We start from the raw sequence: 21,340 nt of genomic DNA, 5'->3' as shown, positions 1-21,340 counted from the left end.
CGGTCATCGCTTCGCCTTCTGCCGGGGGTCGAGCGCCTCGCGGATGCCGTCGCCCAGAAGATTGAACGCCAGCACGGTAATCATGATCGCGAGGCCGGGATAGATCATGATCCAGGACGCCTGGGTGAAGTAGTCGCGTCCCGCCGACAGCATCGCGCCCCATTCCGGCGACGGCGGCTGGGCGCCGAGGCCGAGGAAGCTGAGCCCGGCGGCCGCAAGCACCGCCGACGAGACACCGAGGGTCGCGACGACGATCAGCGGTGGCACGATGTTGGGAAGCAGGTGGACGAAGATGAGCCGCATGTGCCCGGCGCCCGCGACGTAGGCCGCATCGAAATAGGCCTTATTCCGCTCCACCAGCGTCACGGAATAGGCGATCCTCGCATAGAATGGAATCGCGGCGATGCCGACGGCGATCATGGCGTTGGTCAGGCTCGGCCCGAGCACCGCAACCGCGGCGAGCGCTATGAGCGTCTCGGTAAAGGAAAAAACCACGTCGACGAGGCGCATGAGCAACCGCTCGGTCCAGCCCCGCGCATAGCCGGCCACGAGGCCCATGAGTGTGCCAACCGTCAGCGAGATTCCGACCGCGATCACCCCGACCTGAATCGTCAGGCGCGCGCCGTAGACGACCCGGCTGAACATGTCGCGGCCAAACTCGTCGGTGCCGAACCAATGGTCGGCCGAGGGCGGCGAGAGGCTCATCCCCGCGCCCATCTGATCCGGCCCGTAGGGCGCGATCCAGGGGGCGAAGAGCGCCGTGAAGATGAGGACGAGCACGAGGACGAGACCGACCCGCGCCCCCCTGTTGGCCGTCGTCGCGCCGAGGACGGCCAACATCCGTCGGCCGAAGTTGCCACGGCGGGGGGCGCCGTCTCCGACGGTTGCGGCAAGGTCGACTGCGGCTTTCACCCGGTCCTGCATCCTTCCGCTCCTCAGTGCCGGATCCGCGGATCGAGCAGCGCATAAATCACGTCCATCAGGATCGAGACCAGCACCACCACGATGGCGAACATCAGGATGAAGCCCTGGATCAGCGGATAGTCGCGCTGGAAGATCGCCTGGATCGCCATGCGGCCGACCCCGTTCCAGCCAAAGACGTTCTCGACCACGATCGCGCCGCCCATCATGTAGGTGAACTGCAGGCCCATCATCGTGACGATCGGCACCAGCCCGGCGCGAAGCGCGTGTCGGTAAAGGACGACCGCCTTCGGCAGGCCCTTCGCATGCGCCGTCCGGACGAAGTCCTGATCGAAGATGTCGATCATCGATGACCGCGTGAGCCGCGCGATGATGGCCGCGTTGGTCAGCCCCAGCGTCAGCGCCGGCAGGACGAGGTTCGCAAACCCCGTACCGGCCACTGGAAACCAGCCGAGTTGCACCGCGAAATAGAACAGAAGGATCAAACCCAGCCAGAAATGCGGCATCGAGACCCCGAGGATCGCTGTCGTCATGAGCGTCGTGTCCAGCCACGTGCCCCGTTTGTAGGCGGCGATGAACCCGAAGGTCAGCCCGATGGCCGAGGCGATGACAAGCGCAGACGCGGCGAGGATCAGCGTGTTGGGAAGACGCAGGAGAAGAAGCTCCAGCACCGGCTGCTCGCCGCGGATCGTGACGCCCAGATCGCCCTGCAGGATGCGCCCGAGATAGGAGATGTACTGTTCCACAAGCGGCCGATCGAGGCCGAGACGCTCGCGCACCGCTTCAAGCTGTTCGGGCGTGGTGCCCTGGCTCTGGGCGTACATGATCTGCACCGGGTCGCCCGGCACGAGGTGGATCAGCATCGAGACCGCGACGGTGGTGACGAAGATCGTCAGCAGAGCGGCAAGAAGGCGCTGGACGAGGAAACGGGCCATGTGCGCTTCAACTCCTCAGGCGAGGGAGAAGTGTGGGAACCGGGGGGCGGCACGATCGCCGCCCGCCCGGCACGTCTCAGGAGGCTTCCATCGCGCTGAACTGGGCGCGGTTGAACGGCCCGATCTTGAAGCCCGGCGTGTCGGCCGAGACGGCGTAGAGCCACAGCCAGCCGGGGGTGTAGATCGGCACCTGGCCGGCTTCCTCGAGCAGGATCTTGAAGGCCTCCTTGACCACCTTCTCGCGCTCGGCCGGATCGACCGTCGTGCGCGTGGCCTCGAGGATCTTGTCGAGCTCGGGCGTGTGGAAGCCTTCGTAGGCGCCCGGCGAATGCCAAAGCAGATAGAGAAGGTCCGGATCGAACCACGTCCAGCCCATGAGATCCATGTAGCCTGGTCCCTCGGCCTTGTTGTTCTCCTGCGTGTCGCGCGCGTTCAGCGTACCGATGTCCATCACCTCGATCGAGGCGTCGATGCCGACCTGCTTGAGCTGGTTCTGAAGCATCTGAAGCATCCGCTCGCGGTTGTCGCCGGTCCAGGTGGCGAGGATCACCTCCATCGGGTTGTTGGGACCGTATCCAAGCTCGGCGAGAAGCTCCTTGGCCTTCTCGGGGTCGTAGTCCTGGTCGTATTGCTGGCAGAATTCGGGATCGTTGCCGAAGACGCCGCGCGAAACGGGGCAATACTGCCGCTCCACGAGATCGCCGTAGACGACCTTGATCGCCATGTCCTTGTCGATCGCGTGGCTGACCGCGCGGCGGGCGCGGGCATCGTTGAAGGGCGGGCGGTTCACCGCGAACTGCAGGAACATGTTCTGGCCGGTGCCCTGCGCCACGTGAACCTCGACGGCCTCGTCCTCCTGAAGCGACTTCACTTCCTGAATCGGCGGCACGATGACATTCAGCTCGCCGGTGCGCAGACCGGCCACACGGGTCTGGCCTTCGGGCATGGTGCGCACGACCAGCCGGTCGGCCTTGGGCGCGCCGGGATTGTCGACGGGGCGGCCGCGGTTGACGTAGTCGGGGTTGGCATCCAGCACGATCTCCGACCCCTTGGTCCACGAGGCGAGCTTCCACGGTCCCGTGCCGATCGCCGAGCCGGTGCCGAAGTCGTCGGCCTCGGCGTTGCTGTCGCACAGCATCGAGGTGAACTGGTCGGCCATGAAGGGCACGAACGCGCCGAAGGGCGTCTCAAGGACGAATTTCACCGTCAGTTCGTCGATCTTGTCGACCGAGGTGACGTTCCCCCAACTCGCCTTCGTGAGGCTCGGGTTGTCGCTGAAGAGCGCCCTTTCCGCGGTCCACACAACGTCATCGGCGTTGAAGGGCGTGCCGTCGTGGCAGACGATGTCGTCGTGAAGCGCGAACGTGATCTCGGTCCCGTCGTCGGAGACGTCCCAGCTTTCGGCGAGATTGGGCACGACCGATCCGTCGTCGGCGAACTCGAGGAGCGAGTCGTAGATCTGGTACCAGACCTGCCGCGAAAGGGTCGAGGTCGCGCGGTGCGGATCGAGTGAGTCGATATCGCCGTCCCGCGCCCAGACGATGTCCGAGTCCGAGGCGAAGGCCTGGGACCCAAGCGCGATCGCCAACGCGCTGACCGCCAAGGATTTATATCCCCATCTCATTCTTGTTCTCCTCTGCTGAATGTAGGAGATAGCCAGCTTCGCGGCCGGCGCCTCCGGTTGTTGTACTGGAAATACTGAAACTAAAATTTCAAGTTGTCAACAAGGTGAAACTTGTGTTTTACTTTGGAGGGAGCGAGAGACACGAGATGCCTAAGAACAAGTCAGATCCGGCAGAGCCACGGGCAATCGAGAGGCTGATCCGCTCCAAGTACGATGATTTGCCGGGCAGCGAACGGGCGCTGGCGGATCGCGTTCTCGAATATCCCAACGAGGTCCTGCTCTATTCCGCGACCGAGCTGGCCGAGCGTGCGGGCGCCTCGAAGGCCGCCGTCTCGCGCTTCGTCAAGCGCCTCGGCTACGGCGACTTTCGGGACATGCAGCGCGAGATCCGGCATGCCCAGATGACTGGCGACCCGATCTTCCTGTCCGCCAAGCCTAAGAAGGGGCAGAGCAACCTTTCGCAGCACCTCGAAAGGGACATGGCCACGCTTCGCGAAACGATCGAGCAGATCGATTCCACGATGATCACCGAAGTCGCGCAGAAGATCCTCTCGGCCCGGCGCGTCGTGTGCCTCGGCTTTCGGAACAGCTACATCTTCGCGAACTACCTGCGCCGGCAGCTCATCCTCGTCCGCAAGGACGTGGCGCTCGTGCCCGGTGCCGGTCAGATGGTGATGGAGGATATCGGCGATCTCGGCCCCGACGACCTTCTCATCGCCATCGGCCTCCGACGCCGCGCCAGCCAGCTCGCGCCGGCGATGGAACTCTTTCGCGATCGGGGCGTGCCGATCGCCTATTTTACCGACCGGCGTGCCGTGCGGACACGAGATTACGCCACCTGGGTCTTTCCGTGCCAGGTGCGCGGTACGTCGCTGTTCGATTCCTATGTTGGCGTCATGAGCCTTCTGAACTTCGTCGCCACGCACACCTATCACGCCGCGGGACGCGACGGGCGCATGCGCCTGAGCGAGATCGAGGCAATGCTCGACGCTCTCGGCGAACTCGACCCGGGCACATGAGAGGAGACCACGCGCCATGCTGATCGACGAGGTTTCCGTCTACCACGTGTCCCTGCCGCTCAAGGCGCCCTGGAAGACCTCCTTCAGCGTGGAGACCGCCATCGACACGGTTCTCGTCCGCGTGCGCAGCGGCGACGTCGAGGGCTGGGGCGAGGCCGCGCCCTATGCGGTTCCGCAGTTCTGCCCGGAATGGGCGGCCGGCGCCTTCATCCTGATCCGCGATGTCTTCGCCCCCCTCGTCACGGGGCGCGAGATCGGCAGCGGCGCCGAGCTGCAGCAGCTTCTGTCGCCCTTCAAGGGCAACTGGTTCGCCAAGGCCGCGCTCGACACCGCCTGGTGGGATCTCGCCGCACGGATAGAGGATCGGCCGCTTTGGGAACTGATCGGCGGGGTCGCGCCCGAGGTCGCGGTCGGGGCGGATATTCCCGTGCAGGACAGTATCGATGCGCTCCATGATGGCGTTCGCGCGGCGGTCGATGGTGGGTTCTGCCGCACGAAGCTCAAGTTCCGACCCGACAGCGGATTTGAGATGGTGGCGTCTGTCCGCGAAGCATTTCCCGACATGCCTCTGCATATCGACTGTAACGGAGGCTTCACGCTTGGCGACATCGACCTCTTTCGGCGGCTGGACAGCCTTGGCCTGGTGATGATCGAACAGCCACTCGGTTGGCAGGACCTTATAGATCACGCGAGACTTCAGGCAGAACTCGACACGCCGCTTTGTCTCGACGAGACGATCACTTCGCTCGACTTCGCCCGACAGGCAGTCGAGACAGGCGCCACCCGCTGGGTAAACATCAAGCATGGGCGCGTCGGTGGTCTTACCAACGCCATTGAAATCCACCGCTACTGCGTGGATGCCGGCGTGCCGTGCTGGGTCGGGGGGATGCTCGAGTCGAATGTTGGCCAAGGCGTTTCGCTGGCCTTCGCGACGCTTCCCGGCATGGCCTACGCTGCCGACATCTTCCCCGCGGGGCGACTTTATGCGCAGGAGCTTGCGGACCCCGATATCACCTTGAGCGCACCGGGAAGAATTACCGCGCCGAGCCGCCCCGGCCACGGTTTCGCACCGAACCCCGAGAGGCTTTCCGCCAGAACGGTGAGCGCCGGCTGATCCGGACGCAACCACCGAAAGCGGGTTTTCGGACCCCCACGTGAACGGAGGAGGATGCTATTGAATGATGTCCGGATCATCGTGACGGGCGGTACGATCGACAAAGTCCACGACGCAAAAAGCGAGGGCCTTGCCTTCGCTCAAGACGGGTCGACGCATATTCCCGAGGTGCTACGCATAGGACGATGCCATTTCCCGGTGGTGGAGCTTCTGATGCTGAAGGACAGTCTGCTTTTCGAGGACGCCGACCGCGAGGCGATCGCAGAGGCAATAGACCGCGCCGCAGAGGATGGGATCGTTGTCACCCATGGGACAGGCACGATGGGCGAGACCGCGCGGTTTCTCGAAGGGCGGACCCCGGGGAAGACCGTTGTGTTGACCGGCGCGATGCGGCCGTTCTCGCTATTCGCCTCGGACGGGGAGTTCAATCTGGGCGGAGCAGTGATCGCCGCCCAGACACTCGATCCCGGTGTTTGGGGCGTCATGAATGGCCGCGTTTTCCCGGCGGCGATGCTTGAGAAGAACACAGAACAGGGCCGCTTCGACGTCTGATGCGGAGGAGGCAACGTCAGAACGACGGGGCTTGAGGCGGGACAGGGCGCAGCCAAGCATTTTGGTGATGCCCGAAACCGGTTGTTGCAAGTGGTTCAAAATCAGTCCCGAGATCATCCGTCAGGCCATAATGCTCTGCGTACCCTTTTCGCTATCGCTCAGAAATTTAAAGGGCTTGCTGCATGAGCGCGATATCTGCGTCAGCCACGAGGCGGCCCTGCTCTGGTCGAAAACAGTAGGTTCAACATTGCCCAGCGAAGCGGCGGAAAAGTAGGAGCCGCAAAATGGCGCCGCGCAAAACACGCGCAGCTCCCCTTAACGGGTCTTTCCCCAAATCAGAGCCTGCGACTGCTTTGTCCGCATTGTGGGCTTTGCCGAAGGCCTTGGCGAACGGCAGCTCATCGGCGTCTATCCTGTCAGCCGTTTTGCCCTCTCCGCTATCCGGACCACTTGCGCACCTGCCTTCGCCGCAGCGCTCCGCACAACCACAGGCGCCTGCACCGCACCTCGTCCGATCGCTTCGCCTGTCGTGAGCGCACCGATCCGCGATCTGCCCTTGACGCCGTTCGTATTGAAGATGCCTCGCATGATCCCGGTCGAGCCAGCGACAACGGCGGGCGCGGCCACCACCATCAGGTTGCCCGAAATCCCCCGTACGATCAGGGGCGTTGCTGCGACAAAGCCCTTCGCCAGGAAGACCATGACTAAGAACGGCACCAGCGATCCGATGTTGGCGGCGGAGTTAGGATCGCCAAGCTGTGCCAACAGAGAATTTGCCATGCCGACCACAGTTGAAAACATAGCTGCGATGACGATGGGGTAGAAGGCATAGCTGACCGTCGTCGAAACCCACCTATGGAAGAAATCCTTGGTCGCGTCGAAGAGCGACAGTGCGATCATGATCGGAGCGAGGCCAAGCATGAGTGTCAGCATCATCTTGGCGAAGATGAGTACGATGCCGGTCATGAAGCCGAGAAGGCTGAGGAGCACCAGGCCAATGCCGCCGAGGATCGCTCCGGTCATCCAGTTGAGGTTGTTGCCGATAGCGTTAAGGTATTGGCTGAACTCTGTAATCAGTCGGTCGAATTCGGCTGCGAAATAGGTAGCGCCCGCCCCGCCGCCCCCGACTGATGAAATCAGTGCGCCCGCCACATAGTCGAGCCCGCCAATGACTGCATTTGCGACAGCGTTGAAGTTGGCCCAGTTGAAGGCGAAGAGCCCTATCAGCATCAGCTTGATCAGGTACCAGAAGAAACTTGCCCCATCCATGCTGCGGAACTGGAATGCCATGTTGATGCAGACGCCGATCAGCGAAAGCGTGACCATCAGCAGGACGATCGTGCCGGTATTGCTCGCCACGGCCCCGAACTGGGACTCGGCCGCATCGGCGAGGAAGCCGTCGGCGGTTCCAACCATCCAGCTGACGATGCTCATTACCAGTTGCCTTGCGCTTCGCAGATATCCTGGACGGCGCGGGCGATCTGGTTCTGTTCGTTGCGGAGGGCCAATTGGGCTTGAGTGTGCTCCGCTTGGGTGTCGCTCGCGAACTGTTCCTCGTACTCGGTCGAAGCGGCATCCCAAGACGGGAAGCGCACATCACAGCCGCAATCGCCACTTTCGTTGATCGTCTCCCATGACCGCAACTCGTAGAGACGCATCAACGTCAGCGCCTTGTAGGCTTCCCGCGGATTGATTTCGTCCATCCAGGTCGGGCGCGCCGGACGATCGTTGCAGATCCGGTATTGTTGAGGCGACATATCGACCGTGAGATCGTTTGAGATCGGAGGCGAAGTCTGCGCCACAAGTGGGCCCGCAAGGGCGGCAAGCATGACTGCGAGGATTGGTTTTCGCATCTGGGGGGTTCCTTTTTTACTCAGCGGCAACGGAGGGGCTCTTGTTGCCTCTGCCGTCGACCGTGTCGAGGTTCAAATCTGTGGTTTGGCCCGGGAGAAAGAACTCGGTGATTCCGCGCGTGCCTTCATGGCGGCCTGCCTGAATGATCACGTCGATCGAGCCCTCAATATAATCGATCATGTCGGCATAGGTCATCGGCACATCGGTTTTCAGGGCGGCGATGGCGAGGCGGCGAACAGCAAGTTGTGGGGTCTCGGCATGGAGCGTAGTCAGCGATCCACCGTGGCCGGTATTGATTGCCTCGAGAAACGTCATCGCCTCGCGCCCGCGGACTTCGCCCAGGACGATCCGGTCGGGTCGCATGCGAAGCGTTGAGGCCAAGAGCACATCGGCACTGCGGGCATCCGTGTCCCGGTCCGCGATCAACGTCACGACATTGGGCTGCTCGGGGCGCAGCTCGGCCGCCTCCTCGATGGTGATGATCCGCTCTTCGGGCGGGATCAGCGAAAGGATCTTGCGCGCCGCGACCGTCTTGCCGGTCGATGTGCCGCCCGAGACGATCATGTTGAGCTTGTTCTCGACGCAGAAGTGCAGGGCGGCGTTGATGTCGCCGGATGTCACCACATCGCGCAGCGCGGCGTTACGTTCGCGGCGCAGGCCTTCGAGGCTGCGCTCCTTGCCATAGAGAAACCCGAGCTTGATCGCCTCGAGCGGCAGGGAGGAGAAGAATCGCAGCGATATGGAGAACCCGCCTTCTACTGCCGGCGGCTGGATCACCTGCGCGCGGATTGGCCGGTCGCGATAGAGGATCGAGACCGAGACGATGGGCTTCTTGGTGCTGAGTGTGGTCGAGGCGGCGGAGGCGATTTGATTGCCGAGGTCCTTGATCTCGGTCCGGGTCAGCGGGCTGCCCAGTGCACGCATGAAGTGATCGCCCTGAAACTCTCCCCAGACTTGTCCGTCAGGATTGATGCAGATCTCGATCGTGTCGTCGCGCAGGACTTTGGGGCCGAAACGGTCGAGCGACGCTTCCAGATAACTTGCAGCCATGTCAGAAAATCTCGAGGTCACGATCAACCATGACCGTGATCCGTGTACCCTGATCGACATGTATCACTGGCCGGATCGCCAGATAGTCCTGCATCACGCTTTGCGTACTATCGCGCAGGTCGGTGCCGACATCACTCGCAACATCGGCCGCCGCCTCGCTGTCGATTTGACCCGCTGCAGCCGCAGGCAGGGCGCCGATCAAGGAGATCAGCGCGGCGGAACCGAAGCGTTGCGCGAAACGGGTGTCGACAAACCCGGTGGTGCCAGTACGGCCGAGTTCGTCTCCACCGAAGGCGCTGATCTGCACGGTCTGATTATCGGGCAGGATGATCCGGTCCCATGCCACCATGACGCGCGATTGGGCGAGTGCGACATCGGAGCGGTAGCGCCCGATCAGCCGCGCGCCGCGCGGGATCAGGATACGCGTTCCATCGAAAGAATGGACGTCTTCCGAGACGATGGCGCGGATCGCGCCGGGCAGTGTGCTGTCGAGGGCCGTCTCTGTCACAGCCTGAATCATGGTGCCCTGAACAACCGTGTTCGATGGGTTCGCGATCACTTCGGCACGTGTCACCTGTGCAGGTTGCGCGCCCGAACGAACAAAGGCTTCATCTGCATTCAGTCGCGCGGCTTCCAGCGTATTCTCCCTATCCGCACCCGCGCCCATCCCGGAGAAGGCGATCATAGGAGACGCGATACGCTCTGCGCGGGCCTCGGCTTCGGCTGCGCGCCGCCTTTCTAGTTCGGCCAACCGCAATTCTTCTTCACTTGGTCCCAATGAGGTCGGCTCTGGTGGTGCAAGCCGTGCAAGTTCCAAGTCCATGCGGAGCTGATCCAATTCGCGATCCCGCTCGGTCAGTTGCCGCTCGAGGGCCCGCTGAGCCTCGGCGGATGCTTCCTGTAAGGTGGCAATTTGCGCCGTCAGGTCCGCAATAGCCTGCTCCGCCCCGCTATCCGCGGCCTCGGCCGGTCTTGCGCGTAGTTCCTCGAGTTCCGCTCTCAATGTCGCAAGACTTTCCATCAGCGCGAGTTCCGACTCGCTCGGACCTGTGTCCGTAGGCGGGGCTTGGCTGGGCTCCGGGGCAGAAATCGGCGCCAGATCTCCGAATCCGGGGCCGCTGCTCTGGAACTCTTCCGGCGCGGCGGTCGCCATTAGCGCTTCTGCCGACGGCTGCAGGGCAGCCCACGCCAGACCACCTGCTGCGGCGATGCCGACGACTCCAAGGATCGCGGCAAGCGGTGCAGGCCGCTTGTTTGCCTTCGCTTTGCCTGTCGATCCTTCGAGAGCCGCGAGGCGCGCGGCGAGGTCTTCCGTACCTTCGGTCATGATGTGGCCTGCCCTGCGTCCTGGACGCAAACCACATCTTCGCCAAGGCGAAGGACCCATTGTCGGTTGACGCCAGATACGCGGATAACGCCGTCACTTGAGGTGTGGCTGTTCACCGCGCGTTCTCTCCCGTTCGAATATCGGAAGATGGCGGGCACCGGTGCATTCCGTGCGAACCGGAAATACGTGAAGGTACCATCATCCCAGATGGCCGTCGGCGTGAACTCTTCTCGGGCGCTGACCGCATAGTTCGCGTTCAGCGCATCGGCCGCAACCGCCCTGGTGGGTTGCACGCGGTTTTCAGGATAGCGAAACTGCACGACATAATGCGGCGTCTCCCGGGCTTCGACGACATGGAAATAGTAGGAGCGGCGGTTGGTGTAGACGGTGATGTTGGTGGCGACGCCAGATGCTGTCGGCTTGATGGCGAAGGCACGGCCACCCGGGACACCGTCGAATTGAAAACCGACCGTATCGCCGGCGATGATCGAGCGGATGGTTTCACCCTCACCGAATTCGACTGTGGTGACACGGGTCAGTGTCGTGACGACCCGGTAAACCTGGCCTTCGGTCCAGGTCGCCACGCGCACGCGATTATCGTGAGAGCCTGGACGGGGCGTGGTTTCGGCCATGGCGGTCGTTCCCGCGAGCGCGAGAATGCTGGCGGCCAACAGCGTAGAGATTGCAGTGCGAGTCATTCAGAACGGTCCGATCGGATGGCATATTGAGTGACGGTGAAACCGAAAGGGTTTTGCCAGACATCGTCGAGGGAGCGGGTCCGTTCCGGCTGAAATTCAAACATCAATGTGGCAGTGAACGATCCATCCTGTACCCCCTGCGGGCTTGTCAGGCGCTTTCTGAGCCGCACCTGGGCGCGGTTTTCGCCAATAAGGGTGATCGATGCGATCTCAACGGCCATCTCGGCCGCAGCCCCGTAACGCGTCGGCGGATAGCTCTCCTGCCCCGATGTCCACATCGCGCGCATGCTGGCCTCGGCCGACCCGGAAGACTGTGCCAGGACGCGGCGGACACGAAGATCATTGTCGAGCTGGTTGTAAGTCTCGCGGTCGAGAAGGTAGCGGTAGATTTGTGCTTCGATCACGGCTGGCCGTTCGGCAAGGGACACGGTTTCAACCGTGGCATTGGGGAGCGCCACCCCGGTCGCGGGATCGTAGGGGACAACCACGGGAGGCGGCGTCTCGACCATCAGCGCGACAGCCGCAGCCGTCAAACAACCAAATACGCCGAAGCCTGCCCCGGAAAGGCCGATCATCCGCCAAAGCTGTTCCCGGCGCAGGGCACCGTAGACAAGTTCCTCTTCCACGAGTTCGCGCGCAGTCATCACCCCTGCCCCACTCATGGCTCAAGATCCGGCAAAGTGAAGTCCATGTAGCGGCGTTCTTCGGCAAGGGTGGCGGCATCAACCACGCCTGCATTGCCTGCGCCGAGGGTTTGGATCGCTTCCAACTCCCACATCCGGGTCATGGCGATGGCGAGTTCCGCCGTGACGCGCGTGTTATGATCCATCGAGGCTTTGAGATCCTCCATGTCCGGGATCATCTCGACCAGACGTTCCACTCGTTCGAGAGACTGTTCCGCCTCTGCGTGGCTGTTCTGCGCCGCCGCCGACATCACAGCACCTGTGGTTGCCCGGGTGGCCACGCCTTCAGCTCCCGGATTGCCGCTGGTGGCGATTTCGCGGAGAGAATCTTCGTCGAACCCTGCACTTGCCAGCGCCTGTTCAATCTGCGTGCGCATGGGCCCGGCATTGGGCCCGATGAGCGCGCTCCAATCGCCCGCCTGGATGCCTCGGATCAGGCCGGGGATGTCTTCGAAGTTGGCCTGAAGCAAGGTGTCGAGGTCCCCGCCCATGGCAAGCCCGAGGATGCTGCGCGGCCCGGTGAGCGAGGCATACATCTCGTTCAGCTGATCGAGCTGGCTTTGCAGCATGTTCAGTTGCTCCAACGCATTGTCCAGAAGATCGGTCTGGATCCCGAAATCCTGCAGCATCTGCTGAAGCTGGCGGATTTCCTGGGCAATGTTTTGGGTGTCCACCGTGGGCACACCCTGTGCCCCGGCAGGTCCGGTGACATTGAGGGCAAGTGCGAGAGCGATGCTACCGGCGAAAAGGGAACGGGGCAGGCGCAGGTTCAACGCAAATCCTCCTGACTAAAATCCATGTATTGCCGCTCGGCAGCTTGCGCTGCCGCCAAGGCGATCTGCTCGGCGCTGAGTGGCTCGGTTCGGGCGGCCTTAATCCGGGTCCGGATTGCAACCAGCCGGGCCAGTTCGGCCCGGGCATAGGTGTTGAGAGCGATGGCCTCGTGGAGATCCTCGGTCTCACCAATGCGGGTGATGATGTCCTGCACCCGCAGGGCGGCGGCACGGACCGAGACCAGCGAATAGTCGCCATAGACCCCTGCGCCGTGGGCCGAGAGGCTGAAACTCGCGTTGGCGAGGAGCACAGGGTCGATGGTGCCGAGCGCATCGATGCCGCCTACGGCCGCGAGGTAGCTGTTGTACTGCTGCGGGATCACCACGACATAGTGCTGGGTTTCCGCGAAGGGCGGCACACCGCCATAATCCTGCACATTGCCCGGACCGGCGTTATAGGCGGCGAGCGCATGGATGATGTTGCCGTCGAACATGTTCAGCATTTGTGCGAGGTATCGCGCACCGCCGGTGACCTGCAGATAGGGATCGTCGTAATAGGCCGGGTAGATCCCGAGATCGCCCGCGGTACCGGGCATGATCTGGGTAAGTCCGAAGGCCCCCACGGGTGAGCGTGCCCCAATCTGGAAACGACTTTCCTGCCAGATCAGCGCCTGCAAAAGGCAGCGCCATTGCACGAGCGAAAGGCCCGCACGGCCGACCCCGGACAGACTATGGGTGTCGCGTGCTGCGCGGATGATCAGCTCCTCGATCCCCTCCCGGGCATCGCCGAACATCCGCGCCGCCGCTGGATTGGTGTCCTCGGGTGCATAAAGACTGGCGGCCGCGCTTTCGACGTCGTCAACCGCCCCCTGCCCCGCCTCGAGCCCGGCCACGGTGCCGGCCACATCTCCAGCGCCAAGCGACATGGCATCCATCAGCCCTTCGAGGGAGGCGAGTTGCTGACGCTCGATCTCGGCCAGTTCCTCCTCGCGGCTTAGCCGGTCCTGCTGCAGTGTCAGGTCCCGATCGGTCTGCTCGAGGATCGCCTGCCGCTCTGCGAACAGGCGCAGATCGAAGGTTGGCACGCCCTGGGCGACCGCCGGCCCCGCCGCGGGAACTGCCAGTGCAAAGCCGATCATCGAGAGAGGAAGCCAGGTCCGCATTGGCTCAACTGCCCGCACCCAAGAGGACGAAATCGCAGGCCGTGTCGCGGCGCGTGACTTCCGCCCCCATGGTCGAGATCGTGGCGGTGGCGGTTCTTGCCTGCGCAGGAGCCTCGCGAAAATTAAAGCAGTTGGCTTGCGGGGGGTTATGCTGTGCACAGGCTGTCAGGGTCAGGCCGAGCCCTAGCAGCACGACGCTGCGAATGATGGTACTGGTCATGTCACTCTCCAGAAATCAGGACGTTCGCGATAATCGGCGCCGGCAAGCGCTTCGCCCTTCTCCATTCCGCCAAGGATGGTCACGAGCGGGCCGAGCGCGCTGAGATCGGCATCGATCACGACGGAACCACGGTCGTCGCGTACAAGTGCGAGCCGCGAGGCCGAGCCGACGCCCAGAAGCACGTCGAGCTCTTTCTCGGTCAGGCCGAGCATCGAGTAATCTGCAGCCGAGGCGCGAATGTTGGGCAAAAGCACCTGCGTCGGCACGGCTTCGACGATGGTCTTGCCGGTCCGGGTGCGTTCGAGCTGACTGGCATATTGGGTCATCATGACGACGACGGCGTTCTGCTTGCGGGCAGTCACCAGCCAGTTCGAGAGCCGTTCTGCGAAATAAGCGTTGTCGAGCGCCTTCCATGCCTCGTCGATGACGATGATCGTGGGCTTGCGGTCCTCGATCACGCGCTCGACCCGGCGGAAAAGATAGGACAGGACCGCCATGCGTTCCCGCTCGCTCTCGGAGTCGAGGATGCCGGTCAGATCGAAGCCTGCGACATCGCCGTCAATGCTGAAGCTGTCCTCGGCATTGGCCCCGAAGATCCAGCCATAGCGGCCCTCGGCCGTCCACTCCTGCATACGCTCGAAGAGATCGCCCTCGTCATCGGTCGAGACCAGCAGCGAGGCGAAATCCGACCAGTTTCGCAGGCCCGCATGTCCTGCGCTCGCGTTCTGGCGCACGACTTCCTGCAGTCGGTTGGTCTGAATCGGAGTTAGCGGTCGATCGCGCCGCTCTAAGAGGCTCGCGAGCCAATCAGCAAGCCATGCTTGGCCCCGCATGTCGATCTCGGTCTGGAGCGGATTGAGGCCCGTGGGCCGTCCGGCACGTATCGTCGAATAGCTGCCGCCGAGCGCACGGACGGCCATCTCCATGCCCGCGCGATAGTCGAAGACGAAGACCCGCGCACCTGCCCGCCGTGCCATGGTCATCAGGAAAGCCGCCAGTACGGATTTACCGGAGCCGGGGCGGCCCAGGATCAGCGTGTGCCCACCTGTGGGCTCGCGATCCGGCGCGCCCTGTTCGTGGAAGTTGAAGCGAAAACCACTGCGCTCGGGCGTCGGGAAGAGTGTGATGGGCACGCCCCACGGCACTTCCTTGCCAGTCTTGCCGAGCGGGGTGCGGTGAAAGGCGGCGAGATCGGTGAAGTTGTGGTTTGTGATCGCTGCCTTGCGGCTTCGCGCCCCGGTATTGCCGGGATGCTGCGCCATGAAATGCGCCCGCGCCCCGAAGGCCTCCGAGATCAGGTTGATGCCGGAGGTGGCGGAGATGTTGCGGATTTCGGCCGCGATGTCGTCAAGCGCCGTCTGGGTTCGGGCATAGACGGCCACGGTCATGTGGTGCTCGCCGAAGATCAGGCGTTTGGATTCCAGATCGTCCTGCGCGAGTTCCAGTTCCTGGGCGAGACTGACGGCTCCGTCATTGGCGGCCTGCATTAGCCGCAGCTGCCGCTTGATCCGGCCCGCCATGATGTTGGCGTTGATCGGCACAAAAGAGTGTGTGACCACCATGTCGACGGGCAGATTCAACTCGTCGAGCATCAGGCTATCTGTCTTGGCGGGGTAGTTCTTCACCGCAAAGATCGCCCCGAGCTTGTCGCTGACGGCACCGTCCGAGAGTGCGATGGTCGTGCCGCGGAAGGTGACGCGGGTATTTGCTACGTCCTCGGCGATCACACCGAGGCGCGACCGGGGGAAGAGCGGGTGCTCCTCGCCCGTGTTGAGTGAACCGAGGAAGCCCAGAAGCTCTCCGGTGCTTGCAGCCAGCAGGCGGGGCTTCAGCTCATCGAAGGAGGACAGCAGAAACCCCACAACCTCGTCGAGCTTGCGCAAGCGGCGGGTGGTGTCGGCCGCGTGTCGCGAGCGAGACGCCCCAAGTCCGAACGGCAAGCGGCTGCCGGTCTCAGGTCGCCTCAGCACCGTCAGGGTCAGCGTCTTGTCGCGCAAACCCGCGCGGCCGAGATGCGCGTGCCATCGTTCGTCGACGGCAGCCGCAAACCCTTCGCCCGGAACGGGCGGCAGGGTCACATCGACCGCTTTCGAGACCTTGTGCAGGTAGAATGAGAACTCGGTCCCGACCTGCGCCACGATGCCAGCCAGCAACCCCCCGATCCGGTCCAGATGCCCGTCCTCGCTCGTGGTGCTGTTCACCCCTTCGAGGCGGATGCACTGCATCAGCTCGTTGCCGCGTGTCCGGATCGTTCGGTCGTTTACGAGGCTCACATAAGGCAGCATCATTGAGAGCCGCTTCTCGCCCTTGACCCATGAGGGTAGCGCAGTCAGCGGATCGAGCGCCTCCGCCACGTCATTGGCAAGTCCATCACGGGGCATAGCTGTCGCCTCCGTGCAGCTTGCGGTTCGTCGTGGGCGGGGTTTCCTGCAAGGTGATCACCAGGACATCGAGAAAGTTCGGATCCCAGTCCGCGGCTTTCCAAAGCGCCGGCCAGGCCAACCCCGCGAACACAGCCACCACCCAGCTCTGCACCCAGAGAAACAGAAGCGTCGAGCCGAAGAGCCAGACCATGGCGTACATGATCGGCAAGCCCATCAGCTTGGGCGGCCTGAGAAGGCCGATGAACACGCGGGACTGGTCGGACATCGCCAAGAACTCCAGACTTGCTCAGGTCGTCCAGATGGCGGCGACGATGGTGGGTGCTGCGGCAATGCCCGCGATTGCAACCACGACCCAGAGCGCCTGACGGAAGTCGAGGATGCCAAAGAGCCAGGAAAGGAACACCCCGATCAGCGCGAGCGTTCCGATCACGATCCCCAAGGGACCGGTGATCGCATCGACAATTCCTTGAAGCAGGGTCTGCACCGGCGAGAGGTCGATGCTCTGCGCAAGCGCTGGACCCGCCAGCACGATAAGGGCCATCGCGCCGAACGCGGTGATCGCCCGCGTGCGGAGCACGCTTTGACGTTTCCTCGATGTCATGAAAGATCTCCTCTGAGCCGCTCAAACACGGCGGTCACACGGGCCACATGCCCTTGGGTTTCGCGAAATGGGGGGATGCCGCCGTGGCGTGTGACCGCCTCCGGACCAGCGTTGTAGGCCGCAAGGGCCAGAGAGCCCTCGCCGAACTGGTCGAGCATCATCAGCAGGTAGCGAGCTGATCCGTCGAGGTTCTGCGCAATGTCATGTGGGTCCACGCCGAGATCGCGGGCGGTATCCGGCATAAGCTGTCCGAGGCCTATAGCCCCGACAGGGCTACGTGCTGCGGGATTGTATGCGCTCTCGACTTCGATATTGGCCCGGTAAAGGAGCGCCCAATCAGTGACGGAAAGTCCTGCGCGACGCAGCGCACCATGCCCGGCATACCGTAGAGCCGTAGTCTCGATCGCATGGAGGATTTCTGGGGTGGCGCGGGCGGCAGATCGAGCCGGGATCGCTGTCTCGCTCGTTGCGTCAGGGACGCGAGGTTCTGCGAAGAGAAAAAGGCGCCCGTTTGCCTCTTGAGAAGAGGAAATCAATTGGCCGTCAGGACCAACCGAGAAGATGAAACCGTCGGCCAGGGCCGGGGGCGCGGAACAAACGCCTGTACCCAAAGCAACGACGAGCGCAGTCGCGCGGTCAGCTGCCTTTGACCGGAGGCGCGGCGTGGCGCTCGCGGCCACCTTCTTCAAGTGGGATGCTAGCGGTCGTACAGCCCATGTCGGCCAGGAAACTGACAAGGCCAACGATGGTTTTGAAGTCGCGGAGCTTGAGGACGCTTCGGCTGGTGACGAGCATCTTATCGTCACGCCCATCAGTGGCGACGGCGCGGATGACCCACGAGCCGTACCAGCTGTTATGGCGCTTCTCTGCTCTCTCCTTGCAGACCACCTCAATGAGGTAGCCCTCGGCGAGCAAGCCGCGCAGTCCGTCTTCTGTAACCACATTCGGGGCTTCTTCTATCATGGCCTTCCCTTGGGTCCTTGTTCTGCCTGGGTGCAGTATCAGGCCCACGGGGTCGCAACACCGTGAGCGATACAAAACAACATTAATGATAGCAAGACAATAATAACGTGTTGACGAAGTTCGCCTTGCTCCGATAACGGTGATAGCCGACAGAATGATAATCTTAAAGGCGGCAAAGGAGTTTTGCCCTGCGGTTGTTTATTGCGCGCAACGCACCGTTGCTGTTCGCGTTCCTGCTTGGAAGCATGCCGATAGCCGCGGCAGCAGATTGCGTACCTCCCGAACGACCGTTCTTGCCTCAGTCGCGAGAAGACATTCGTGCCTATGCCGATCTGCTGCGTTCTGATTTCGAGGACTACATTGCCGACATTCAGGAATACTTCCGCTGTCTTGATGCCGAGCGCCAACGGGCGTTTCAGGAGGCGCGCGAGGTCAGTGAAGACTATGGAAAACTGATCGAGCTATTGGACTGAGCAACCGCATGGGCTTAACCGCCGTCGAGATCCTCGTAGTAGACGAGTGCGGGCATGTTGCGGCGCTGATGCACGATGCGCAGGATGACTGCCGCGCCATCCGCCGCATCGAGCCGCTTGTAGAAGATCACGTGTCGCTGGCAATTGACGGACCGCATCCCCGGGACAAAGAGACTCCTGTCCCGGCCCGCGTCGGGATCCCCAGTGATCCGCTCGAAGGCGGTGACCAACTGGCGGTAATAGACGAGCCATTGGTCCCTGCCCCATGTTTCGACGGTGTAGGTGCGTATCTCTTCAAGGTCGGACTTGGCCTGTCCGGAAAGCCGAATCGTCATTCGGGTCAGCGATCAAACGCATCCGGTTCGAAGGCTTGGGCATCGAACTCGGCGAAATCCCCATTCTCGGCCAGGGTGGCTGCCATCTCGAGATCGGCCTTGAGGGCATAGAACTGCCGCGCGCCATCCTTCTCCATCAGCATCCTTACGCCGGCGCGCACGACTTCGCTCAGATTGGCGTAGGCGCCGGACTCGATCTGCGCCTGCACATATTTCTGCATCGGTTCGGTCAGGTGGACGTTTGGCATCAGACTCTCCTATCCATGCTCAATCGTATCAGATACTGCCATAAGTCTTCAAGCGCATGTTCGATCCCAACATAGGCCACAACACAGGATCGTTGCTCCACCCGCCCTTCCGTTCCCGGATTCCAGCCGGAGAACCGGGCTCGACAGTTTTCCGACACTGCCCTTCCCGGGACCATGGGCGCTGCGACACGCCGTTTGACGGGCTCATGCGGTCTGTTCTTCCGTGACCGGTTTCGTGGCCGTATTGGAACGCCATATTTTCTTTTTGTAACAGTTGTTTGTTTGGCAATGGACGTGAAAGGAGGCCGCAATTTTGGCCGCTTCCAGGACGCCTCAAGAGCTCAAACCGTCATCAGATCTTGGAAGCCGTCACGCGACACAAGCGAACAATCGCAAGTCGCCATCAATCAAATCGCCTTGCTATCGGTAATGTTGTTTCGTATCGCTGCACCATTATAGATGGAGTCGGCATCATGAAGCACGTGATCCACGGCGTGGCAACAGCCACGGCAATAAGCATATCCGGACTAATGGCCTCGTCAGGTCCGGCTCAGGCCTATCAAGTGGACTGTGCGATCCTCCTGTGCCTTGCGGGCGGCTGGCCTGCCTCCGCGCCCTGCGCCCATGCCAGAGCGGTCTTTATTCGGCGGATCACGCCATGGCCGATCGAGCCGCCCCTACAAATCTGGCGGTGTCCGATGGGTGTGTCGTTCAACGAACCAAGTCCGTTGTCGCCTATGGAACGCCTTTATGACATCACGTTTCGCGATCCGCCCGAACCGCAGGTATCGACTCCGATACCCCTTGTTCGCGTCCAGGCGGATGAACAAGCCGACATCGACATCTCAGGCGACGCCTTTGATTTCGTGCGCAGCATTCGCGTCTATCACATTCAGTACCGCCAGCATGAAAACCGAGATGGCGACTGCAATCGCACCGATTCCACGCGATTGGGGTCCTACGGAGTGCAGGGCGACTACCGATGGACAAGATCCAACGTGGGCCAAGTGCCGGCTGCATCTGGCCTGAGCATCCCGAATGGATGCGGCAGCTACTTCTACCGCTCCGTCTTCGTCGACTGGCGTGATCACGCCGGGAACTATGGTTCTGAAGAAGTTCGCTACTGACAAAATCTGCACGCGGTCTTGCCGCGCGCGTCATCACAACCCCGCACGAAAGGCTGTGCAAAGCCCCCAAAAAGGAGACGACGCCAGACCGTGAAGCCTGACGCCGTGCTAGAAAACTCCGTGAACAAGAGTTTCCTAGCGCACCGCCAAAACACCTGCAACCAGCAAAGTTGTTTTGCTGGCAAGAATGTTGTTGTCTCACGACATGGCGTCGGATCTCCAAGGAGACCTCGACCATGGAACCTACGACCGGCCTGATCCTGCGACGGATCACGCAGACAAATCTCTCTGTTGCAGCGCACAAGCTTGCCACCCTCATCCTCGATGCCATCGCCTGGAAGGATGGCTACAACGGTTTGTCGCGCGGAACGGCAGCCTTCACCCTCTCTGCCCTGGCAGAGAGGATGGGTGTCTCACGACAATATCTTTCGGTTCTTTTGAGCGAACTTGAGACGTCGGAGTTGCAGCTCGAGCGGGCGAAGCCGAATGGCAAGTTCGCGCCCTGGATCTTTCGGTTTTCCGCCTTCGACGAGGAGAGTGAAACCCATGATCTCGTGTCAGGTGAAGGTGACACATCACTATCTAGAGATAATAATAACAAAACTATCTTCGCAGGACTGATCGACATCACAGCGAGTTCGAATGTTTTTCAGACCAGTTGGGCAGAGCTCATCAAAGCAGCGAAGGCCACGTTGCCCTGCTGGAACGTCGACACCCAGGTCATTTGGGACCGCTTCCTCGCCTTCAATCGGTCCCGAGGCAACGGCAGGGTGCCGGCCGGCTTCCTGCTTGGCTTCATGCGCCGATGGCGGAATTCGTCGGGGACTCGGCCTCGTCCCGAGGTGAAACCATCGCAGAAGCGGGTAGCAGACCCCAAAGAGCGCGAATTGCTGAGACAGATGCAAGCCGCCCCGACTGCGAACCGCCAGTTCCACGCGTCCGACCTGTGTCGTTTGATCGGTCACGCTGCCTACGAAGCGCGCGTACTGGATGTAATCCGCAAGTTTGGGTGCCAGAGGTTTTCAGCAACCTTGGCGGTGCACGGACGAGCGGTGTTAGCAGGGGAAATTTCCAGGTAGGTTCGCTTGCCAAGCTTTGGAGCCGAGAAACACGGCGCGATTCAATATCCGATAGTGAAGTTTATGTTAAATAACATGCGATATCGACCTCTTCACACTATTTTCTCAGCCATACCTGCCGAGTAGCGGAAGCGTAAAACAAATCGCTGCGATCCTCCATCGAACTGAGGAAACGGTCCATATGCAACCAACTCCCT

Annotated in this window: 25 protein-coding genes; 6 read left to right on the top strand and 19 right to left on the bottom strand. The window is 61.9% G+C overall.

Going from position 1 to position 21,340, the window contains the following annotated elements; genetic code table 11:
• Positions 1–3 precede the first annotated feature (3 nt).
• From nikC to RIdsm_RS28030, 3 genes are all read right to left on the bottom strand, one after another.
• Positions 4–924 (bottom strand): nickel transporter permease, encoded by a 921-nt coding sequence (gene nikC, locus RIdsm_RS28040; protein WP_082647549.1) that lies wholly within the window; start codon positions 922–924, stop codon positions 4–6.
• Positions 925–935: 11 nt separating this feature from the next.
• Positions 936–1,856, bottom strand: a complete 921-nt coding sequence (locus RIdsm_RS28035) for an ABC transporter permease (RefSeq protein ID WP_057821003.1) — start codon at positions 1,854–1,856, stop codon at positions 936–938.
• A gap of 76 nt (positions 1,857–1,932) precedes the next feature.
• Positions 1,933–3,480 (bottom strand): ABC transporter substrate-binding protein, encoded by a 1,548-nt coding sequence (locus RIdsm_RS28030; protein WP_057821005.1) that lies wholly within the window; start codon positions 3,478–3,480, stop codon positions 1,933–1,935.
• Positions 3,481–3,626: 146 nt separating this feature from the next.
• On the opposite strand from RIdsm_RS28030, the gene RIdsm_RS28025 reads away from it, so the two are divergent.
• The 3 genes from RIdsm_RS28025 to RIdsm_RS28015 are packed head-to-tail and all read left to right on the top strand — an operon-like array spanning position 3,627 to position 6,165.
• On the top strand, positions 3,627–4,499 hold the full coding sequence (locus tag RIdsm_RS28025; protein ID WP_057821007.1) for a MurR/RpiR family transcriptional regulator: 873 nt from the start codon (positions 3,627–3,629) through the stop codon (positions 4,497–4,499).
• A gap of 16 nt (positions 4,500–4,515) precedes the next feature.
• Positions 4,516–5,613, top strand: coding sequence for an o-succinylbenzoate synthase (menC, locus tag RIdsm_RS28020; protein WP_057821009.1), 1,098 nt, complete (start codon positions 4,516–4,518; stop codon positions 5,611–5,613).
• Between the two features lie 54 nt (positions 5,614–5,667).
• Positions 5,668–6,165 (top strand): asparaginase domain-containing protein, encoded by a 498-nt coding sequence (locus tag RIdsm_RS28015; protein WP_057821011.1) that lies wholly within the window; start codon positions 5,668–5,670, stop codon positions 6,163–6,165.
• Positions 6,166–6,573: 408 nt separating this feature from the next.
• On the opposite strand, the gene RIdsm_RS28005 is transcribed toward RIdsm_RS28015, so the two are convergent.
• The 14 genes from RIdsm_RS28005 to RIdsm_RS27940 are packed head-to-tail and all read right to left on the bottom strand — an operon-like array spanning position 6,574 to position 17,881.
• A complete protein-coding gene (locus RIdsm_RS28005; RefSeq protein WP_057821012.1) occupies positions 6,574–7,599 on the bottom strand; it encodes a TrbL/VirB6 family protein in 1,026 nt (341 codons plus the stop codon).
• Complete coding sequence (locus RIdsm_RS28000) at positions 7,599–8,018, bottom strand: hypothetical protein (RefSeq protein WP_057821014.1); 420 nt, start codon at positions 8,016–8,018, stop codon at positions 7,599–7,601. The genes RIdsm_RS28005 and RIdsm_RS28000 overlap by 1 nt, the downstream gene beginning before the upstream one ends.
• Positions 8,019–8,034: 16 nt before the next feature.
• Positions 8,035–9,069, bottom strand: coding sequence for an ATPase, T2SS/T4P/T4SS family (locus RIdsm_RS27995; RefSeq protein ID WP_057821015.1), 1,035 nt, complete (start codon positions 9,067–9,069; stop codon positions 8,035–8,037).
• A 1-nt stretch (position 9,070) separates the two neighbouring features.
• On the bottom strand, positions 9,071–10,396 hold the full coding sequence (locus RIdsm_RS27990; protein ID WP_057821016.1) for a TraB/TrbI/VirB10 family type IV secretion system protein: 1,326 nt from the start codon (positions 10,394–10,396) through the stop codon (positions 9,071–9,073).
• Positions 10,393–11,094, bottom strand: a complete 702-nt coding sequence (locus RIdsm_RS27985; RefSeq protein WP_149917110.1) for a TrbG/VirB9 family P-type conjugative transfer protein — start codon at positions 11,092–11,094, stop codon at positions 10,393–10,395. Before RIdsm_RS27985 ends, RIdsm_RS27990 begins: the two co-directional genes overlap by 4 nt.
• The gene (locus RIdsm_RS27980; protein ID WP_057821017.1) at positions 11,091–11,738 is read right to left on the bottom strand and encodes a VirB8 family type IV secretion system protein; all 648 of its coding nucleotides are present in this window, start codon (positions 11,736–11,738) and stop codon (positions 11,091–11,093) included. Before RIdsm_RS27980 ends, RIdsm_RS27985 begins: the two co-directional genes overlap by 4 nt.
• 14 nt (positions 11,739–11,752) lie before the next feature.
• Positions 11,753–12,550 carry a type IV secretion system protein gene (locus RIdsm_RS27975; RefSeq protein ID WP_057821019.1) on the bottom strand — a complete coding sequence of 266 codons (798 nt, stop codon included), beginning with the start codon at positions 12,548–12,550 and terminating at the stop codon, positions 11,753–11,755.
• Entirely contained in the window at positions 12,547–13,713 is a 1,167-nt protein-coding gene (locus tag RIdsm_RS27970; RefSeq protein ID WP_057821020.1) for a lytic transglycosylase domain-containing protein, read from the bottom strand. The genes RIdsm_RS27975 and RIdsm_RS27970 overlap by 4 nt, the downstream gene beginning before the upstream one ends.
• 4 nt (positions 13,714–13,717) lie before the next feature.
• Positions 13,718–13,933, bottom strand: a complete 216-nt coding sequence (locus tag RIdsm_RS27965; RefSeq protein ID WP_057821022.1) for a hypothetical protein — start codon at positions 13,931–13,933, stop codon at positions 13,718–13,720.
• Positions 13,930–16,314: a VirB4 family type IV secretion/conjugal transfer ATPase gene (locus tag RIdsm_RS27960; RefSeq protein ID WP_057821024.1), complete on the bottom strand. Its 2,385-nt coding sequence runs from the start codon at positions 16,312–16,314 to the stop codon at positions 13,930–13,932. The genes RIdsm_RS27965 and RIdsm_RS27960 overlap by 4 nt, the downstream gene beginning before the upstream one ends.
• Positions 16,304–16,582, bottom strand: a complete 279-nt coding sequence (locus RIdsm_RS27955) for a VirB3 family type IV secretion system protein (RefSeq protein WP_018065947.1) — start codon at positions 16,580–16,582, stop codon at positions 16,304–16,306. Before RIdsm_RS27955 ends, RIdsm_RS27960 begins: the two co-directional genes overlap by 11 nt.
• A gap of 21 nt (positions 16,583–16,603) precedes the next feature.
• On the bottom strand, positions 16,604–16,858 hold the full coding sequence (locus tag RIdsm_RS27950) for a TrbC/VirB2 family protein (protein WP_036745219.1): 255 nt from the start codon (positions 16,856–16,858) through the stop codon (positions 16,604–16,606).
• Positions 16,859–16,914: 56 nt separating this feature from the next.
• Positions 16,915–17,598 (bottom strand): lytic transglycosylase domain-containing protein, encoded by a 684-nt coding sequence (locus RIdsm_RS27945; RefSeq protein WP_043872336.1) that lies wholly within the window; start codon positions 17,596–17,598, stop codon positions 16,915–16,917.
• The gene (locus tag RIdsm_RS27940; protein ID WP_010138156.1) at positions 17,555–17,881 is read right to left on the bottom strand and encodes a hypothetical protein; all 327 of its coding nucleotides are present in this window, start codon (positions 17,879–17,881) and stop codon (positions 17,555–17,557) included. Before RIdsm_RS27940 ends, RIdsm_RS27945 begins: the two co-directional genes overlap by 44 nt.
• 245 nt (positions 17,882–18,126) lie before the next feature.
• Here RIdsm_RS27940 and RIdsm_RS27935 point away from each other — a divergent pair, with 245 nt between their 5' ends.
• On the top strand, positions 18,127–18,354 hold the full coding sequence (locus RIdsm_RS27935; protein ID WP_057821041.1) for a hypothetical protein: 228 nt from the start codon (positions 18,127–18,129) through the stop codon (positions 18,352–18,354).
• A gap of 14 nt (positions 18,355–18,368) precedes the next feature.
• Here RIdsm_RS27935 and RIdsm_RS27930 read toward each other — a convergent pair whose 3' ends face one another.
• Both RIdsm_RS27930 and RIdsm_RS27925 read right to left on the bottom strand, forming a co-directional pair.
• On the bottom strand, positions 18,369–18,689 hold the full coding sequence (locus RIdsm_RS27930) for a type II toxin-antitoxin system RelE/ParE family toxin (RefSeq protein ID WP_017468227.1): 321 nt from the start codon (positions 18,687–18,689) through the stop codon (positions 18,369–18,371).
• Between the two features lie 5 nt (positions 18,690–18,694).
• A complete protein-coding gene (locus RIdsm_RS27925) occupies positions 18,695–18,937 on the bottom strand; it encodes a type II toxin-antitoxin system ParD family antitoxin (RefSeq protein WP_008336111.1) in 243 nt (80 codons plus the stop codon).
• 473 nt (positions 18,938–19,410) lie between these two features.
• Between RIdsm_RS27925 and RIdsm_RS27920 the strand changes: the two genes are divergently transcribed.
• A complete protein-coding gene (locus tag RIdsm_RS27920) occupies positions 19,411–20,064 on the top strand; it encodes a hypothetical protein (protein ID WP_074940749.1) in 654 nt (217 codons plus the stop codon).
• A gap of 236 nt (positions 20,065–20,300) precedes the next feature.
• Entirely contained in the window at positions 20,301–21,143 is an 843-nt protein-coding gene (locus tag RIdsm_RS27915) for a hypothetical protein (protein WP_007803482.1), read from the top strand.
• Positions 21,144–21,340 lie beyond the last annotated feature (197 nt).

The sequence above is a fragment of the Roseovarius indicus genome (genome assembly GCF_008728195.1).
In the GTDB taxonomy this organism is placed as follows: Bacteria; Pseudomonadota; Alphaproteobacteria; order Rhodobacterales; family Rhodobacteraceae; genus Roseovarius; species Roseovarius indicus.
The sequence above is the reverse complement of the archived record's forward strand: the minus strand, read 5'-3'. Positions and strand labels throughout refer to the sequence as shown.

Bases quoted from the DNA above. Each gene is read 5' to 3' on its own strand.
- nikC (WP_082647549.1), bottom strand. From the start codon at position 924: ATGCAGGACCGGGTGAAAGCCGCAGTCGACCTTGCCGCAACCGTCGGA.
- RIdsm_RS28035 (WP_057821003.1), bottom strand. From the start codon at position 1,856: ATGGCCCGTTTCCTCGTCCAGCGCCTTCTTGCCGCTCTGCTGACGATC.
- RIdsm_RS28030 (WP_057821005.1), bottom strand. From the start codon at position 3,480: ATGAGATGGGGATATAAATCCTTGGCGGTCAGCGCGTTGGCGATCGCG.
- RIdsm_RS28025 (WP_057821007.1), top strand. From the start codon at position 3,627: ATGCCTAAGAACAAGTCAGATCCGGCAGAGCCACGGGCAATCGAGAGG.
- menC (WP_057821009.1), top strand. From the start codon at position 4,516: ATGCTGATCGACGAGGTTTCCGTCTACCACGTGTCCCTGCCGCTCAAG.
- RIdsm_RS28015 (WP_057821011.1), top strand. From the start codon at position 5,668: ATGCTATTGAATGATGTCCGGATCATCGTGACGGGCGGTACGATCGAC.
- RIdsm_RS28005 (WP_057821012.1), bottom strand. From the start codon at position 7,599: ATGAGCATCGTCAGCTGGATGGTTGGAACCGCCGACGGCTTCCTCGCC.
- RIdsm_RS28000 (WP_057821014.1), bottom strand. From the start codon at position 8,018: ATGCGAAAACCAATCCTCGCAGTCATGCTTGCCGCCCTTGCGGGCCCA.
- RIdsm_RS27995 (WP_057821015.1), bottom strand. From the start codon at position 9,069: ATGGCTGCAAGTTATCTGGAAGCGTCGCTCGACCGTTTCGGCCCCAAA.
- RIdsm_RS27990 (WP_057821016.1), bottom strand. From the start codon at position 10,396: ATGACCGAAGGTACGGAAGACCTCGCCGCGCGCCTCGCGGCTCTCGAA.
- RIdsm_RS27985 (WP_149917110.1), bottom strand. From the start codon at position 11,094: ATGACTCGCACTGCAATCTCTACGCTGTTGGCCGCCAGCATTCTCGCG.
- RIdsm_RS27980 (WP_057821017.1), bottom strand. From the start codon at position 11,738: ATGACTGCGCGCGAACTCGTGGAAGAGGAACTTGTCTACGGTGCCCTG.
- RIdsm_RS27970 (WP_057821020.1), bottom strand. From the start codon at position 13,713: ATGCGGACCTGGCTTCCTCTCTCGATGATCGGCTTTGCACTGGCAGTT.
- RIdsm_RS27965 (WP_057821022.1), bottom strand. From the start codon at position 13,933: ATGACCAGTACCATCATTCGCAGCGTCGTGCTGCTAGGGCTCGGCCTG.
- RIdsm_RS27960 (WP_057821024.1), bottom strand. From the start codon at position 16,314: ATGCCCCGTGATGGACTTGCCAATGACGTGGCGGAGGCGCTCGATCCG.
- RIdsm_RS27955 (WP_018065947.1), bottom strand. From the start codon at position 16,582: ATGTCCGACCAGTCCCGCGTGTTCATCGGCCTTCTCAGGCCGCCCAAG.
- RIdsm_RS27950 (WP_036745219.1), bottom strand. From the start codon at position 16,858: ATGGCCCTTATCGTGCTGGCGGGTCCAGCGCTTGCGCAGAGCATCGAC.
- RIdsm_RS27940 (WP_010138156.1), bottom strand. From the start codon at position 17,881: ATGATAGAAGAAGCCCCGAATGTGGTTACAGAAGACGGACTGCGCGGC.
- RIdsm_RS27935 (WP_057821041.1), top strand. From the start codon at position 18,127: ATGCCGATAGCCGCGGCAGCAGATTGCGTACCTCCCGAACGACCGTTC.
- RIdsm_RS27930 (WP_017468227.1), bottom strand. From the start codon at position 18,689: ATGACGATTCGGCTTTCCGGACAGGCCAAGTCCGACCTTGAAGAGATA.
- RIdsm_RS27925 (WP_008336111.1), bottom strand. From the start codon at position 18,937: ATGCCAAACGTCCACCTGACCGAACCGATGCAGAAATATGTGCAGGCG.
- RIdsm_RS27920 (WP_074940749.1), top strand. From the start codon at position 19,411: ATGAAGCACGTGATCCACGGCGTGGCAACAGCCACGGCAATAAGCATA.
- RIdsm_RS27915 (WP_007803482.1), top strand. From the start codon at position 20,301: ATGGAACCTACGACCGGCCTGATCCTGCGACGGATCACGCAGACAAAT.